This window comes from Rothia mucilaginosa (genome assembly GCF_019334805.1).
Taxonomy (GTDB): domain Bacteria; phylum Actinomycetota; class Actinomycetes; order Actinomycetales; family Micrococcaceae; genus Rothia; species Rothia mucilaginosa_C.
The window spans coordinates 1,712,424-1,725,894 of record NZ_CP079822.1 but is presented as its reverse complement, the minus strand read 5'-3'; the positions used below and the strand labels follow the sequence as shown (position 1 = coordinate 1,725,894).

General features: G+C 60.6%; 11 protein-coding genes. 3 read left to right on the top strand and 8 right to left on the bottom strand.

Going from position 1 to position 13,471, the window contains the following annotated elements:
* Window positions 1-131: 131 nt before the first annotated feature.
* The 5 genes from tsaD to alr form a co-directional block, all read right to left on the bottom strand.
* Window positions 132-1,232: a tRNA (adenosine(37)-N6)-threonylcarbamoyltransferase complex transferase subunit TsaD gene (tsaD, locus tag LPB405_RS06920; protein WP_219100867.1), complete on the bottom strand. Its 1,101-nt coding sequence runs from the start codon at window positions 1,230-1,232 to the stop codon at window positions 132-134.
* Between the two features lie 144 nt (window positions 1,233-1,376).
* Window positions 1,377-1,886, bottom strand: coding sequence for a ribosomal protein S18-alanine N-acetyltransferase (gene rimI / locus LPB405_RS06915; RefSeq protein ID WP_219100865.1), 510 nt, complete (start codon window positions 1,884-1,886; stop codon window positions 1,377-1,379).
* A complete protein-coding gene (tsaB, locus tag LPB405_RS06910; protein WP_219100863.1) occupies window positions 1,887-2,732 on the bottom strand; it encodes a tRNA (adenosine(37)-N6)-threonylcarbamoyltransferase complex dimerization subunit type 1 TsaB in 846 nt (281 codons plus the stop codon).
* 23 nt (window positions 2,733-2,755) lie between these two features.
* Entirely contained in the window at window positions 2,756-3,355 is a 600-nt protein-coding gene (gene tsaE / locus LPB405_RS06905) for a tRNA (adenosine(37)-N6)-threonylcarbamoyltransferase complex ATPase subunit type 1 TsaE (RefSeq protein WP_219100861.1), read from the bottom strand.
* A complete protein-coding gene (gene alr, locus LPB405_RS06900) occupies window positions 3,355-4,668 on the bottom strand; it encodes an alanine racemase (protein WP_219100859.1) in 1,314 nt (437 codons plus the stop codon). The genes tsaE and alr overlap by 1 nt, the downstream gene beginning before the upstream one ends.
* Before the next feature lie 138 nt (window positions 4,669-4,806).
* Between alr and LPB405_RS06895 the strand changes: the two genes are divergently transcribed.
* The 3 genes from LPB405_RS06895 to LPB405_RS06885 all read left to right on the top strand — a co-directional run bounded on the left by LPB405_RS06895 (window position 4,807) and on the right by LPB405_RS06885 (window position 8,871).
* Window positions 4,807-6,069 (top strand): glycosyltransferase, encoded by a 1,263-nt coding sequence (locus tag LPB405_RS06895; protein ID WP_049363214.1) that lies wholly within the window; start codon window positions 4,807-4,809, stop codon window positions 6,067-6,069.
* A 28-nt stretch (window positions 6,070-6,097) separates the two neighbouring features.
* On the top strand, window positions 6,098-6,880 hold the full coding sequence (locus LPB405_RS06890; protein ID WP_049341800.1) for a phosphatase: 783 nt from the start codon (window positions 6,098-6,100) through the stop codon (window positions 6,878-6,880).
* Between the two features lie 509 nt (window positions 6,881-7,389).
* A complete protein-coding gene (locus LPB405_RS06885) occupies window positions 7,390-8,871 on the top strand; it encodes a sugar transferase (RefSeq protein ID WP_219100857.1) in 1,482 nt (493 codons plus the stop codon).
* Window positions 8,872-9,095: 224 nt separating this feature from the next.
* Here the strand turns inward: LPB405_RS06885 and LPB405_RS06880 are convergent, their stop codons facing one another.
* The 3 genes from LPB405_RS06880 to glmS all read right to left on the bottom strand — a co-directional run bounded on the left by LPB405_RS06880 (window position 9,096) and on the right by glmS (window position 13,360).
* A complete protein-coding gene (locus LPB405_RS06880; RefSeq protein ID WP_219100855.1) occupies window positions 9,096-10,682 on the bottom strand; it encodes a bifunctional ADP-dependent NAD(P)H-hydrate dehydratase/NAD(P)H-hydrate epimerase in 1,587 nt (528 codons plus the stop codon).
* Between the two features lie 85 nt (window positions 10,683-10,767).
* Window positions 10,768-11,211, bottom strand: a complete 444-nt coding sequence (locus LPB405_RS06875; protein ID WP_049356365.1) for a holo-ACP synthase — start codon at window positions 11,209-11,211, stop codon at window positions 10,768-10,770.
* Window positions 11,212-11,476: 265 nt separating this feature from the next.
* Window positions 11,477-13,360 carry a glutamine--fructose-6-phosphate transaminase (isomerizing) gene (glmS, locus tag LPB405_RS06870; protein WP_049341792.1) on the bottom strand — a complete coding sequence of 628 codons (1,884 nt, stop codon included), beginning with the start codon at window positions 13,358-13,360 and terminating at the stop codon, window positions 11,477-11,479.
* Window positions 13,361-13,471: the final 111 nt, after the last annotated feature.

The following is a 13,471-nucleotide window of genomic DNA, read 5'->3' as shown; positions in this document are numbered from 1 at the left end:
GCGCAGTCCTTTGGGAGAGTCCTTTTGGAAAACTGCGCCGAGGCATTTCTATGAGCATTTTCGAGGCGAGCCGCATCAACGCGCTCGCGCTGGTAATCCCTGTAGAGGCAGCCTGCTTAGAAGCAGACAGTTTAGAAACAAACGGTGGTCACGGGCAGCGAGGAGTCCGTCGTGAAGTCCACGCCCGAGGGCTCACGGCCGGCGGCGACCAGGCGGGCACCCAGTGCCGCAACCATCGCGCCGTTATCGGTGCACAGGGTGAACTTCGGGATGATTAGGCGCACCCCCTCGGAGGCGCATCGGGCGGCAAGCAACTCACGCAGACGCGAGTTAGCCGCCACGCCACCGCCGAGCAGCAGGGTCTTCATGCCCTGCTCGCGGCAGGCAAGCATCGCCTTCTTGGTGATGACGTCCACGACCGCCTCCTGGAAGGACGCGGCAATATCGGCAACCGGGACCTCTTCACCGGCTGCTTCAAAACTTTCAATCACGCGCGCCACGGCGGTCTTCAGACCCGAGAAGGAGAAATCGTAGCGGTGCGCGCCGGGCTCCTCGGCGGTGCCCATGAACTTGCGGTTCGACAGGCCGCGAGGGAACACGAAGGCGTTGCGGTTGCCATCAGCGGCGGCGCGGTCAATCGCGGGGCCGCCAGGGTAGTCCAGGCCGAGCAGGCGAGCGACCTTATCGTAGGCCTCGCCTGCGGCGTCGTCGAGGGTCGCGCCGAGCAGACGCACATCGGAGGTAATGTCGCGCACCTGCAGAATTTCGGTGTGACCGCCAGATACCAGCAGCGCACCCAGACCACCGGAACCGGCATTCGCCAGCAGGTCGGAGCCGTCCTCGGTGCCGTTATCCTCAAGCAGACCAACACCAACGTGGGCGACCAGGTGGTTAATGCCGTAGAGGGGCTTGCCGGTGGCAATAGCGAGCGCCTTCGCTGCGGAGACACCGACCATGAGCGCGCCAGCCAGGCCGGGGCCCGCGGTGACGGCGATAGCGTCCACCTGATCGAGGGTGATGTCTGCTTCGGCGAGTGCCGCCTTGAGGGCGGGAATCATGGCGTCCAGGTGAGCGCGGGAGGCGATTTCGGGGATCACGCCGCCAAAGCGCACGTGCTCTTCCATGGAGGAGGAGATGGTGTTGCTGAGCAGCTGTGCACCGCGCACAATGCCGATACCGGTCTCATCGCAGGAGGATTCGATGCCCAGAACGAGGGGTTCGCGAGTGCTCATAGTTCATCTTTCTGTTGCGCTGTCTGCGCGTAGTGCTTCTAGTTGCAGTGATGTAAGGATGCTGTGTTGTAGGGATACTGCGATGTAGAGGGCGGTGGAAGCTTGCCCCTAGTGCGGGGATTGCCGTTTAGCCCAACGGAGTATTTAGAACGTGCATTCCATAATGATGGCGTCGGTTCCGTCATCGTAGTAGCCGCGGCGTACGTGAATCGCACGGTAGCCGTTGCGTTCGTAGAGGCGCTGGGCTCGCGGGTTGTCGGCACGCACCTCCAGCAGGATGCGCTCGGCACCCTGCTCGCGGGCACGCTCGTGCATCTGCTCGAGCATGGCGCGACCGAAGCCGCGGCCCTCGTACTCGGGGAGCACGCCAATGGTTTGAACATCGGCGGTGTCGGCTACGACCATGGTTCCACAGTAGCCGATAGCGCGCCAGCTGCCCTCGTTATCTTCCGAACCTTCTGCAGGCAATTCGAGCATGTAGTAGGTGCGGGTCGGGTGGGTCAGCTCTTCGAGGAACATGTCGATGTGCCAGGCGTCGGCGGGGAACAGGGTGGTTTCCATGCGGTGCATTGCCTGCACATCGGCAAGTTCTGCAACGCGCAGGCGGGCACCCAGTGCCAGGTCATCTCGCACGATATTTTCGGTAGCGCTCATTTAGCTCTCCTTCTGCCCGGTTTCATGCGCGGCAGTCTGCGCGGCGGAACCCTGAGTAGCTGCCTGTTTCTGCTGGCGGGCGAGCATTGCGGCGGGGACCTTTGCATCCGAGTCGCGCAGGTACTGGGCGGAGGTGTCCTCGCTCAGGTTCTCTACGCCCAGGCGTGCCGCGGCGGCAACCAGGTACTCGGCGTGGGGGTGAACCTCGTGGGCAGATTCGACGATGGTCCAGCCGTGCTCTTCGAGGGTTTCGGAGTACAGGCCGGCGCCGTAGCCGTAGGCGTAGGAGGGAGCCCCACCGGGCAGAATTTCGGAGGCGGGGCATACGTTCGGGCCGTCCACCAGGCTGTAGCCTTCGGCGTTCACGCGGTAGCGGGCGGAGTAGACTTCGCGGCGGCGTGCATCGGAGAGCACGAGCAGCTCAGCACCTTCGACAAGATCCGCAGAAGCGAACGCTCGTTCTGCGTTCTCTTCACCAGCAGCTGCACCAGCTTCACCGGCAACCACACCAGACACAGCGCGCTCAGCCAGGGCGGTCAGGCTCATCATGCCGTACACCGGCACCGACCAGGCAAAACCCAGAGCGCGCGCAGTAACGATACCGGCACGCAGACCCGTAAAAGGTCCCGGGCCGGTACCGGTCAGAATCGCATCCAAATCTTCGCCGCGCACGCCAGCGTCCTGCAGGGCAGCCTGCGCGTAGGGCCCCATTACCTCAGCGTGGGAGCGGGTATCTTCACTCTCGTAGCGGGCGAGGATTTCGAAGGACGCACCGGCTTCGGAGCCGTGCACACGGGCGAGCGCCACAGATGCGGTGGCGGATGAATCAAGGGCAAGTACTAGCACCCTATCATTCTAACGCGCGGGCTCTAGGCGCTCTGCAGGGCCTCTTTCAGAGCGTCGAAAGCGTGCTCCCAGCGGGGGCCGAAGGCGCGCACCCGCAGCAGGCGAGGTTCGGGGGTGTCCGCATCTTCGTCGCTTTCGTCTTCGTCGTCCCAGCTGAACTCTTCGGCACCCGAGTAGGCGAAGCGCGCATCCGCGCCAGTCAGTCGGGTGAAGTCCAGCTCCAGGCGGGAATCACTCAGGTGCTCAGCCTTATCGCGGCCCCACTCGATGACGGTCACCGAGCGCGGCAGGGAGAACTCCAGATCCAGGTCGTCGAGCTCTTCGGCGCTGGAGAGGCGGTAGGCGTCCACGTGCACCAGGTCGGGGCCGCCGGGGCGGGGGCCGTCCGGCAGGTTCGGATGCACGCGCGAGAGCACGAAAGTCGGCGAGATAACGCCTTCGCGCACGCCCAGGCCTTCACCCAGGGAGCGGGTGAACGTGGTCTTACCCGCACCGAGCTCGCCCGAGAGCAACAGTACGTCCCCGGCGTTCAGGTGCTGCGCCAGGGTGAGCGCCAGTCGGCGGGTATGGTCGGGGCCGGTCACATCCAGGTCGAGGGCGGCAGAAATATACTCAGTGCTCATTAGCCCTCCTGCTCCTGACCGGTGCCCCACAGCTCGTTCAGTTCAGCTTCAACCCAGGAGCCGCCGACGTAGAGGCGCTCCACGCGGGGCGAAATGCGGGTCACGATTTCGTAGTTAATGGTCTGCGCGGCATCCGCCCACTCTTCCACGGGCGGGTTCTCACCGGCACCAAAAAGGATGGCGGGAGCACCCAGGTAGCTCAGGGCGGGGTCGCTCAGGCCGGGTTCGCCCAGGTCAACGACCATCTGGTCCATAGCGACGCGGCCAACCACGCGGTAGGTCTTACCCTCCGCGTTATTAGGCACGGAGCCGTTCTCCGCGTTCTGCGCGCCCGGGTAGATGCGCACCGGCGCGTTCTCCGCAATGCGCGGCACACCGTCAGCGTAGCCGAGCGGCACCAGCGCCAGGGTAGTCGGCTTTTCGGTGTGGTAGCGCAGACCGTAGGAAACGCCCTGACCTGCAGGAACTTCCTTCACGGCGGCAATGTAGCTACCCACCGTCATGACGGGCTTTAGGCCCAGTTCCTCAGCGGTGACCTCCGGCAGCGGGGAAAGACCGTAGAGTGCAAGGCCGCAACGCACACCGTCACCGAGCAGACGCGCCTCCGTATCCCAGCCCTCCAGCGAGGCGGTCAAGGTCGCCGGTGAGTTCGCCAGATGCACCATCTTCGGATTCAGGCCAGCCTCACGAGCCTGAGCCACAAAAGTATCCAAAGTATCGACCTGCTGCGCAGTCTCGGCGCGGGTCGGCTCATCCGCAACCGCCAGGTGGCTAAAAATACCCTCAACCGTAATCAGCCCAGACTCCTCCAGGGAGGCGGCGCGAGCCACCAGCGCAGGCCAATCCGCAGCGGTGGCACCGTTACGGCCCAGACCGGTATCAGCCTTCAGATGCACGATAGCGCGCTCGCCGGTGCGTTCAGCAGCGGCGGCTACCGCCTCCAGGTCCCAGCCGGAAACACCCAGGCGGATTTTCTCCTGCAGTGCAGCCTCAAAATCGGTGGAGGGGGTGTGCAGCCACGCCATGAGCGGCGCATCAATACCGTCAGCACGCAGTTCCAGCGCCTCGTTCACGTGCACCACACCCAGCAGGTCAGCACCGGCTGCAATAGCCGAACGTGCCACCGGGTACGCGCCGTGACCGTACGCATCCGCCTTAATCACTGCAATGAGCGCGCGGTCGCCAATCAGTTCCTTGAGTCGGCGCACATTATGTTCCAGCGCGTCAAGATCAATCGTGGCGCTACGTTCCACCTGGCCGGGAGCGCAGGGCGGGCAGTAAAGCGGTTCGGCAGGCTGCTGAGGGTGAGTCATGGTCCTTCGTTTCTGACGGGCGGGTACTACAGGCTGTACTTGAGCAGCCTCTCTTCTACTAAATTCTAGACCTCCCGCTGTGCGAAAGTCCTGTCGCGCTACACTAGGTCAGGTACCCCTTTAGAGAGGAAAGCATCGATGAGCACTCTGCCGCCGGTTCGGACGGTTCACGTGTATTCCATGCACACCGACCCTTTTGCGCAGCCCGGTAGCGGAGATGCAGGCGGCATGAACGTCTATATTGCCCGGTCGGTGCATGCCATGCTGGAACTGGATCCGGAGCTGCGGGTTGAGGTTTTCACCCTGGATCGCGGTGAGGCGCTTCCGACCGATTCGCCGTTCCGTCAGCCTCCTCAGCCCGGCGAGCGCCTTGTGCGCCACAGTCTTGATCTGCCCTCCGCCCGTGGTCTTTCGAAGAATGAGCTGGCTGCGGTCACCGATGATTTTGCGCAGGCGTGCGTGGAGCAGGCACTGTACACCCCGGATATTATTCACGCCCACTATTGGCTGTCGGGTCAGGCTGCGGCTCGTGCATCCGACCTGTGGTCGGCTCAGGGCGTTGGCTTCCCGGTTCCTGTTCTTTTTACTCCGCATACGACGGCTGCTGCCAAGGATGCGCGCCGCGGCGAAGGTGAGGCGCCCGAACCCGAGGAGCGCTATGCCGCCGAGCGCCTGATGAGTAGCTCCGCGAGCCGGGTGATTGTGAATACTCCCCTGGAGGCGCAGCAGATGGGCGAGTATTACGGTACGGACGCGCAGAAGCTTGCCACTATCCCGCCGGGTGTTGACACCTCGATTTTCCATACGATTCCTGGCGTGCATCCGCTCAATGACACCTCTGAGACTCGTTGCCGCATTGTTTTTGCCGGTAGGCCTCAGCCGTTGAAGGGCCCGCATCTGCTGGTGGAGGCACTCGCGCTGCTCCCCGATGACTTGCAGGTGGACGTAGATATTATTGGTCGTTCCGATTCGGATTATGAGCGCCGCCTGTTGCAGCGTGCAGCTGAGCTGGGTGTGGCGGATCGGGTGCATTTGAAGGACCCGGTTCCGGCGTCTGAGTTGGCGAACATTTTCCGTGCCGCCGATATTGTGGCGTCCCCGTCCTCATCTGAGACGTTCGGTTTGGTGGCGCTGGAGGCGCAGGCATGCGGCGCGGCGGTGCTCGCTACGGATGCTGACGGTCTGCGCTATGCGGTGGAGAACCACCGTACGGGTCTGCTGGTGGCGCCTCGTACTCCGCAGCGTTGGGCTGCGGCTATTGAGCGTCTGGTGCGTGCCCCGTATCTGCGTCATTCGTTGGGTGCGAACGCCGCGGCGCGTGCCCGCACGATGGGTTGGGATCAGACGGCGCGCCGAACCCTTGAAGCTTATGCCGAGGTACGTCAGGGTATCTCGCAGTAATGTATTTTTCACGTTGTGAGGAGTTTTAATGTCTTTCTCCATGAGCCGCGATGAGTTCGCCGCGTACCTGGATTCGGTGCGTATTACCGGTGAGGTAGCGACCGCCCGAGAGAATAACCTGGACCATATTCAGGGTTTCCTGGATGGTAATGAGCACCTTGAGTTTGGTGTGCAGTGGACCCGCGAGTGGGATTACGATTCGGTGTTTGAGGTGATGGTCCGCCGCGCGGGTCTGAACCCGGACCGTTCGCATACTCACGGTCAGGACACTATTGGTGCCGAGCAGTGCATCAGCGCGCTGGAGGAGTACGCCCGTATCTTTGGCGAGGCGGTGCGTGCGGGTTCTCGTATTCTGTTTGCGACCGGTCACCCGGCGGGTCTGTTCCCCATGTACGCGGTGATGGCTGCGGCGGCGAAGGCTGCTGGTGCTGAGGTTCTTCAGATTGAGGAGGGCGAGCGTTTCCTGGACGGCGACGTCCGCCAGATTATGGATGTCGTGATGTTTGAGCAGTACGGCAACCTGCAGCATACGCATTTCCCCGGCCCGATGCGCATCGCTTTGGATCAGCTGGAGGCGCGTGGCGTGACCCCGGACCTGGTGGTTTCGGATCACGGTATGGGTGGTTATGCGGCGTCTACTCGTAAGCTGCTGACGATTGGCATTGCGGATTGTAATGATCCGGGTCTGTTTGTTGCGGCTGAGCAGGGAGATTTGCCGGTGTGCGTGCCGATGGACGATAACGTTCCGCCGCGCCGTTATGAGCCGATGATTGATTTCATTTTGGATCGTGCGGGGCTTGAGCGTCCTTAATGTCCCTTTTACGCCGTGTGCGTAGGGTTTGTTATTGAGCCTCCGGGGTTTGTCTTTTTATATGCCGGTTATTGTTTTTCTGCAGGTGCGTGAAACATACCGGTAGTTTTGGGAGTTTCTTAGCTCCACTAGGCATTCTTCCCGGAGGCTCTTATTCTCTTCTTTTTCTGTGATTGATTTCATCACACCGGAGCGACTTTGCCTCTTCATTCTTCGAGACGGAAGACCCCCGACCCCGTAGAATAGTTTACGGAACACGTTTATGCGCTCTGTGGGCTCATATAACGCTCCACTAGGCGTCTTACCAGCGCCTTTGCCGTAGTCTCTGCCATTATTTTCACTCAGTAAGATTAAGGGTTCACTCATTCATCAGGACAAAGACTAGGACACGATTCCCTATTCACCGATAATTAGGGGTAAATGTGCCTATTCGCCGCTCTCAGTCCACGACACAGGACAAATTTCCGGGGAAGATTACACCGTTGAAAGTACAAGATCGTCTTAAAAAAATGTGGGGTTCAGACTTCGTCGTCAAGCGAAGCTGGCATCCCAAGGTTCAGCGTGCCCTTTACTTTGGCGATTTTCTCGCCATTGCTATTGCGGTTGTCGCTGCGCATCTGATTCGTTTCGGGTGGGAGAATGCTGACCTGCCCTATGTGAACGTTTGGCCTATTAACGCCCTGGATGGCCGTATTCCCGCTATTGATTACATCTTCCTGGGCGTTGGTATGGTTGTCGGCTGGTGGTTTATCCTCCAGGTGAACGGCTCCCGCAGCCTGCGCATCATGGGGTTCGGCACTGAGGAGTACCGCCTCATTACTCGCGGTACTACTTACTTTTTCTGCCTGCTGATTATTGTGGCGTTCTTCCTTAAGGTTGACGTCACCCGTATGTACCTGCTGATTGCTTACCCGCTGGGTCTGTTCCTTCTGCTCGTTGAGCGTTGGCTGATTCGTCAGGGTCTGGTGCGTTCGCGTACTCGCGGTCGTGCGTTGACTCGCGTCATGATTATTTCTGATGTGACGACCGGTCAGCACCTGTACAAGAACCTGAAGGATGTGGTTGCTTCCGGCCTGTCCCCCGCTGCGTTCTACCTGCCCGGTTTCACCCCGGGTACTACTGTTGCTGGCGCTCCGATTCCGGTCCTTGGTTACAGCACTTCTCCGGCTGACATTATGGAGGCCATCCGCGAGAACGATATTCACATGGTCGCGGTTACGAATGGTCACCACTTGAGCCCGGATCAGGTTCGTCTGCTGGGTTGGAAGCTTGCTGATGCGCATATTTCGCTGATTATGGCTCCTGCGACGACCGATATTGCTGGTCCGCGTATGCACATGCAGCCGCTGAATGGTCTGCCGTTGGTGCACGTGTCGACGCCGCGTATTACCGGTCTGTCGGCGTTCTTCAAGCGCGCTGTGGATGTTGTGTCTTCGGGTCTGGGTTTGATTCTGCTGTCTCCGCTGTTCCTGGTGGTGGCGCTGCTGGTGAAGCGTGATGGTGGCCCGGTCTTCTTCCTGCAGAATCGTGTGGGTCTGAACGGTGAGCTTTTCAAGATGGTGAAGTTCCGTTCGATGCGTACTGACGCCGAAGAGGTTAAGAAGCGCCTCCTGGAGCAGAACGAGGGTAATGGTGTGCTCTTCAAGATGAAGGACGACCCGCGTATTACCCCCATCGGCAAGTTCATCCGTAAGTACTCGATTGATGAGTTGCCTCAGCTGTGGAACGTGTTCATTGGCGATATGTCGCTGGTGGGTCCGCGTCCTCCGCTGGTTGAGGAAGTTGAGCAGTACGAGGACATTGCGTACCGCCGTCTGCTGGTGAAGCCCGGTATTACCGGTCTGTGGCAGGTTTCTGGCCGTAGTGACCTTTCTTGGGAAGAGTCGGTTCGTCTGGATCTCTACTATGTTGAGAACTGGTCGCTTACCGGTGACCTCATTATTCTTCTGCGTACTGTCCGTGCGGTTTTCGCTAAGGAAGGCGCGTACTAAGAAGAGTTGGGGGTCTCTCGCTGGTATGTATGCCGTTTTTGAAGATGCTGTTCCGGCACAGGCAGCTTGGCATCATCCATTGATATAAACGCACAGAAGGGGCGTGAATCCATTTCCGGTGGATTCACGCCCCTTCCTTTGTGCCTTCTGCCTGGTTCATTGAGAGACGCTCTAGAATCTCTGGAGGGCGTTAGGCTGGAGGCGGCGTACTGGGCGCCTCTGCCCTATTCGGCGATGAGTCGCGCAATGACTTCGGGGAGCATCTGCGCGACGCGGGTTGCCGGGGCGGGGCCCAGCAGTGCGTCCTTGACGCTTCCGGTGGCGCTGGCGCGTGCGGCTTCACCGTGCAGGTAGACTGCGAGCGCACCGATGGAGGCGTAGGTGCAGTCTTCCAGGGTTTCTCCGCGGGCTTCGAAGGCGGCTACGGTCTGGGCGAGCAGGGCGCCGTAGATGCCGGTGAGGGTGTCTCCGCTGCCTGCGGTGGCGAGCCAGGGGCTTCCTCCGGCAACGCTGTAAGTGGCGCCGTTGGGTGCCGCAATGAGCGTGTAACCGCCCTTGAGCATGACGGTCGCGCCGGAGAGTTCGGAGGCGGCACGCACCCAGCGGAAGGGCTCTGCGTCAATGTCCTTGCGGCTGGGTACGATGGCTTCGCCCAGGTGCTTCTTCCAGGTTTCGGGGGCGAGCTCGTGTACGACCCGCAGGAATCGTTCGAGTTCTGCCGCGTGCGGGGTGAGAATCTTGTGGGATCCGAGGTGCTTACCGGTTGCCATGTATTCTGCCGCCAGGTCGCAGGCACCAGCGTCGAGGATTGCGGGTTCGGGCGAGTGGAGCAGGTAGCGGTTCTTGTCCAGCGAGTCGTAGCTGGAGCCGGAGCCGCCGGCCCACACGGTGACCCTCTGCAGGGCGGGTGCGCCGCTGAAGTAGACGGTTTCGGGGTTGTGGGCGATCATGAGCTGGCGGAGCTCGTGGGAGTTGGCACCGAAGCGAACCATACCAACGCCGGTGTTGAGGGCAGCACGCACACTCATGAGGGCTGCGCCGGGGTATTCGAGGCTTCCAGTGAGCATGCCGAGTACGCCACGAGTGTACTTGTGGGAGTGCTCGTCGGGGATTTCGATGAGTTCGCGGTAGTCTTCGCGGTCGAGAACACGCAGGGCGGGCTTGTGGGCGTCGAGGGCTTCGGGCACGCCCAGGTCGTAGAGTTTGATGTCTCCGGAGTGGACGCTGTGGCTGGTGCCTGCCGGCAGCTTGTGACCGATGAAGGTGACGGTGCGGTCGGCACGCAGGGAGGGTTCGTGCACGGTTCCGCGGTTGTTGTCGACTCCGGAGGGGGTGTCGACGGCGAGGACTGCGCCGAGCTTACCGTCGAGCTGCGCGGCGCGGAGTACGCCAAGGTATTCACCGGCGCTACCGCGTACGGCGCCGCTGGAGCCGGTACCCAGGATGCCGTCAATGGTCAGGTCGTAGCCTGCAAGCTGTTCGAGGGTATGTTCGGGGTCGAGCACGCGGGTGCCTTCGCCGCCTTCGCGGGCGATGAGTTCGAGGTTCTTTTCGCTGGAGTCGAAGATGACTGCATCAACGCGGTGTCCCTTGGCGCTGAGGCGGGCGCCGGCGTAGATGGTGTCTGCACCGTTGTTGCCCGGGCCGATGAGCAGCAGGATTTTTGCTGTGTCTTTGCCGTGGAGTAGCTCCTGTGCTTCGGCTGCGACGGCGTCTGCGGCGCGTTGCATGAGGTAGCCGTCGTAGTCGGCGGCTTCGATGTAGGGCTTTTCTGCTTCGCGTACCTGGGAAGCAGTGTAGATGAGCTTCATTGCTGTCTCCTTGGGTGGCACCGTGCGGGCCTTAGGGGTCACCGGGTGTGGTGTTGATGTGGCTCTGCGTTAATCGTCGGTGGCGTTAGTTTTCGTCGATAGTATCGTCGCCGGCGATGACGCTGAGTCGGTAGCTTTCGGGGTTGAACTTTTGCAGGTGTGCCAGTTCTGCATCGCTGAGGTATTCGGCGGTTGCAATGGCGATGGCCATGGGTTCGTCGTGGGTCAGCGACAGGTGGATACGGTTGATGCCGAGTTCTTTGGCTCGGCGGGCGATGGTGCCCTGAATGATGAGGTAGGGTTGGCCGCTTTCGGCGGTGGCGACTTCGCAGTCTTGCCAGTTGAGTCCGGCGGGTGCTCCGAGTACTTTTGCGACGGCTTCTTTGGCGGCAAATCGTACGGCTTGGGAGCGTACATTCCGGGTACGTTCGTTGGGGGTGAAGACGCGGCGGACGAAGGCTGGTGTTTCGGTGACGATTCGTTCGAATCGTTCGATGTTGACGGTATCTACGCCGATTCCCATGATCATGAGCTTCACCTTCTGGGCTAGGGGTGGTGCCGCGTCCTGTTTGCGGTTTCTCTTGTTTTAAGTCTAGCGAGATTCGTTTCTTTTAGATGGGATAGCGGCAAATATGACGCATAGTTGATATCTGTTTCACAGCGTCTATTTTTGTTGGGTCATCCACGAATAACCACCAGGTTAAACGACAAGGGCGGTGGTCAAGTTCTCTAAGAACTCAACCACCGCCCTTGTCGTTATCGCTGAGGCGATTTCCGAGGATTACTCCAGAGGATTACTCCACGGTCACGGACTTTGCGAGGTTACGCGGCTGGTCAACGTCCAGGCCCTTAGCTTCTGCCAGTGCGCATGCGAAGATCTGCAGGGGCACGGTTGCCAGCAGGGGCTGCAGCAGCGAGGGGCATGCCGGGACGGTGATGAGGCGGTCTGCGTAGGGCTTGACGGCCTCGTCGCCTTCCTCTGCGATGACGATGGTGAAGGCGCCGCGAGCGCGCACTTCCTGGATGTTGGAGACGACCTTGCCGTGCAGGGAGTCGCGACCGTTTGCGGAGGGAACCACTACGATGACCGGCTGGCCTTCATCGATCAGTGCGATGGGGCCGTGCTTGAGCTCGCCTGCTGCGAAGCCTTCAGCGTGGATGTAGGTGATTTCCTTGAGCTTGAGTGCGCCTTCCATTGCGACGGGGAAGCCCACGTGGCGGCCAAGGAAGATCACGGAGGAGGCATCCTTCATTTCGACGCCCAGTTCCTTGACCTGGGTGTCGTTGTCGAGGACCTTCTGGATCTTTGCGGGCATGTTCTGCAGCTCGGCAAGGATCGAAGCAATTTCGTCCTTGTACTTGTTGCCGCGCAGCTGTGCCAGGTACAGGCCAAGCAGGTATGCTGCGGTGATCTGTGCCAGGAATGCCTTGGTGGATGCCACTGCGATTTCGGGGCCTGCGTGGGTGTACAGCGCAGCGTCGGATTCGCGGGGCAGGGTCGAGCCGTGGGTGTTGCAGATGGAGATAACCTTTGCACCCTGTTCGCGTGCGTGGCGCACTGCCATCAGGGTGTCCATGGTTTCGCCAGACTGCGAGAGTGCCACGATGAGGGTCTTCTCGTTCACGATGGGGTCGCGGTAGCGGAACTCGTGTGCGAGCTCAACCTCGGTGGGGATGCGGCACCAGTGCTCGATGGCGTAGCGTGCCACCTGGCCTGCGTATGCTGCGGTACCACATGCGACGACGATGATCTTGTCGATCGAGCGTAGCACCGAGTCGTCGATGTTCAGCTCGTCGAGGGTCAGGTTGCCGTTCTCGTCGAGGCGGCCCATGAGGGTCTGCTCAACAGCTGCGGGCTGCTCGTGGATTTCCTTCTCCATGAAGGAGTTGTAGCCGCCCTTTTCGGCTGCTGCTGCGTCCCACTCGATGTGGAAGGGCTTGCCCTCTGCGGGGTTACCTTCGAAGTCGATGATGGAGTAGTCGCTGCCGGTGATGGTCACGATCTGGTCCTGACCCATTTCGACGGCTTCCTTGGTGTAGTCAATGAACGCGGAGACGTCAGAGCCGAGGAAGTTCTCGTTCTCGCCCAGGCCGATGACCAGCGGGGAGTTGCGGCGGGTTGCCACAACGCGGTCCGGGTGGTCGGCGTGAATAGCCAAGATGGTGAAAGCACCTTCCAGGCGGTTGGATGCGACGCGTACTGCCTCGGTGAGGTCACCGGTACCGAGCTTGTTGTAGATGCTTGCGATGGTTGCTGCAGCTACCTCGGTGTCGGTCTGAGATGCGAACTCTACGCCTTCGGCGAGCAGTTCGGCACGCAGTTCTGCGAAGTTTTCGATAATACCGTTGTGTACGACGGCGAGGCGGCCGTTGTCGACAACGTGGGGGTGAGCGTTGTTGTCGGTGGGTCCACCGTGGGTAGCCCAACGGGTGTGACCGATACCAATCTGGGAGTCCGGCAGGGGGTTTTCCTTAACCTCGTTTTCGAGGTTCAGGAGCTTACCAGCCTTCTTACGGAATACGATGCCGTCGGGGCACACGAGTGCCACGCCAGCAGAGTCATAGCCGCGGTATTCCTGGCGGCGCAGACCTTCGAGGACCACATCGTATGCGTTGTGGTCAAACTTGTTACCGTCCGGAGCAGTGTCCAGACCTACATATCCTACGATTCCACACATGCTATAAGTTTATCCCACAAGTATCCAGATATGCGCACGGTGAAATACCGTTATACGTCACGTTTATTGTGGCTTTCCTGGCTTTTTCAGGTTTTACCCTTTTCTTTCCAT

What these genes read in the sequence shown, in the direction of transcription:
- LPB405_RS06880 (WP_219100855.1), bottom strand. Translation starts at nt 10,682, where the DNA reads ATGAAGCTCATCTACACTGCTTCCCAGGTACGCGAAGCAGAAAAGCCC.
- tsaE (WP_219100861.1), bottom strand. Translation starts at nt 3,355, where the DNA reads ATGAGCACTGAGTATATTTCTGCCGCCCTCGACCTGGATGTGACCGGC.
- LPB405_RS06890 (WP_049341800.1), top strand. Translation starts at nt 6,098, where the DNA reads ATGTCTTTCTCCATGAGCCGCGATGAGTTCGCCGCGTACCTGGATTCG.
- LPB405_RS06895 (WP_049363214.1), top strand. Translation starts at nt 4,807, where the DNA reads ATGAGCACTCTGCCGCCGGTTCGGACGGTTCACGTGTATTCCATGCAC.
- LPB405_RS06885 (WP_219100857.1), top strand. Translation starts at nt 7,390, where the DNA reads ATGTGGGGTTCAGACTTCGTCGTCAAGCGAAGCTGGCATCCCAAGGTT.
- tsaD (WP_219100867.1), bottom strand. Translation starts at nt 1,232, where the DNA reads ATGAGCACTCGCGAACCCCTCGTTCTGGGCATCGAATCCTCCTGCGAT.
- LPB405_RS06875 (WP_049356365.1), bottom strand. Translation starts at nt 11,211, where the DNA reads ATGATCATGGGAATCGGCGTAGATACCGTCAACATCGAACGATTCGAA.
- alr (WP_219100859.1), bottom strand. Translation starts at nt 4,668, where the DNA reads ATGACTCACCCTCAGCAGCCTGCCGAACCGCTTTACTGCCCGCCCTGC.
- rimI (WP_219100865.1), bottom strand. Translation starts at nt 1,886, where the DNA reads ATGAGCGCTACCGAAAATATCGTGCGAGATGACCTGGCACTGGGTGCC.
- glmS (WP_049341792.1), bottom strand. Translation starts at nt 13,360, where the DNA reads ATGTGTGGAATCGTAGGATATGTAGGTCTGGACACTGCTCCGGACGGT.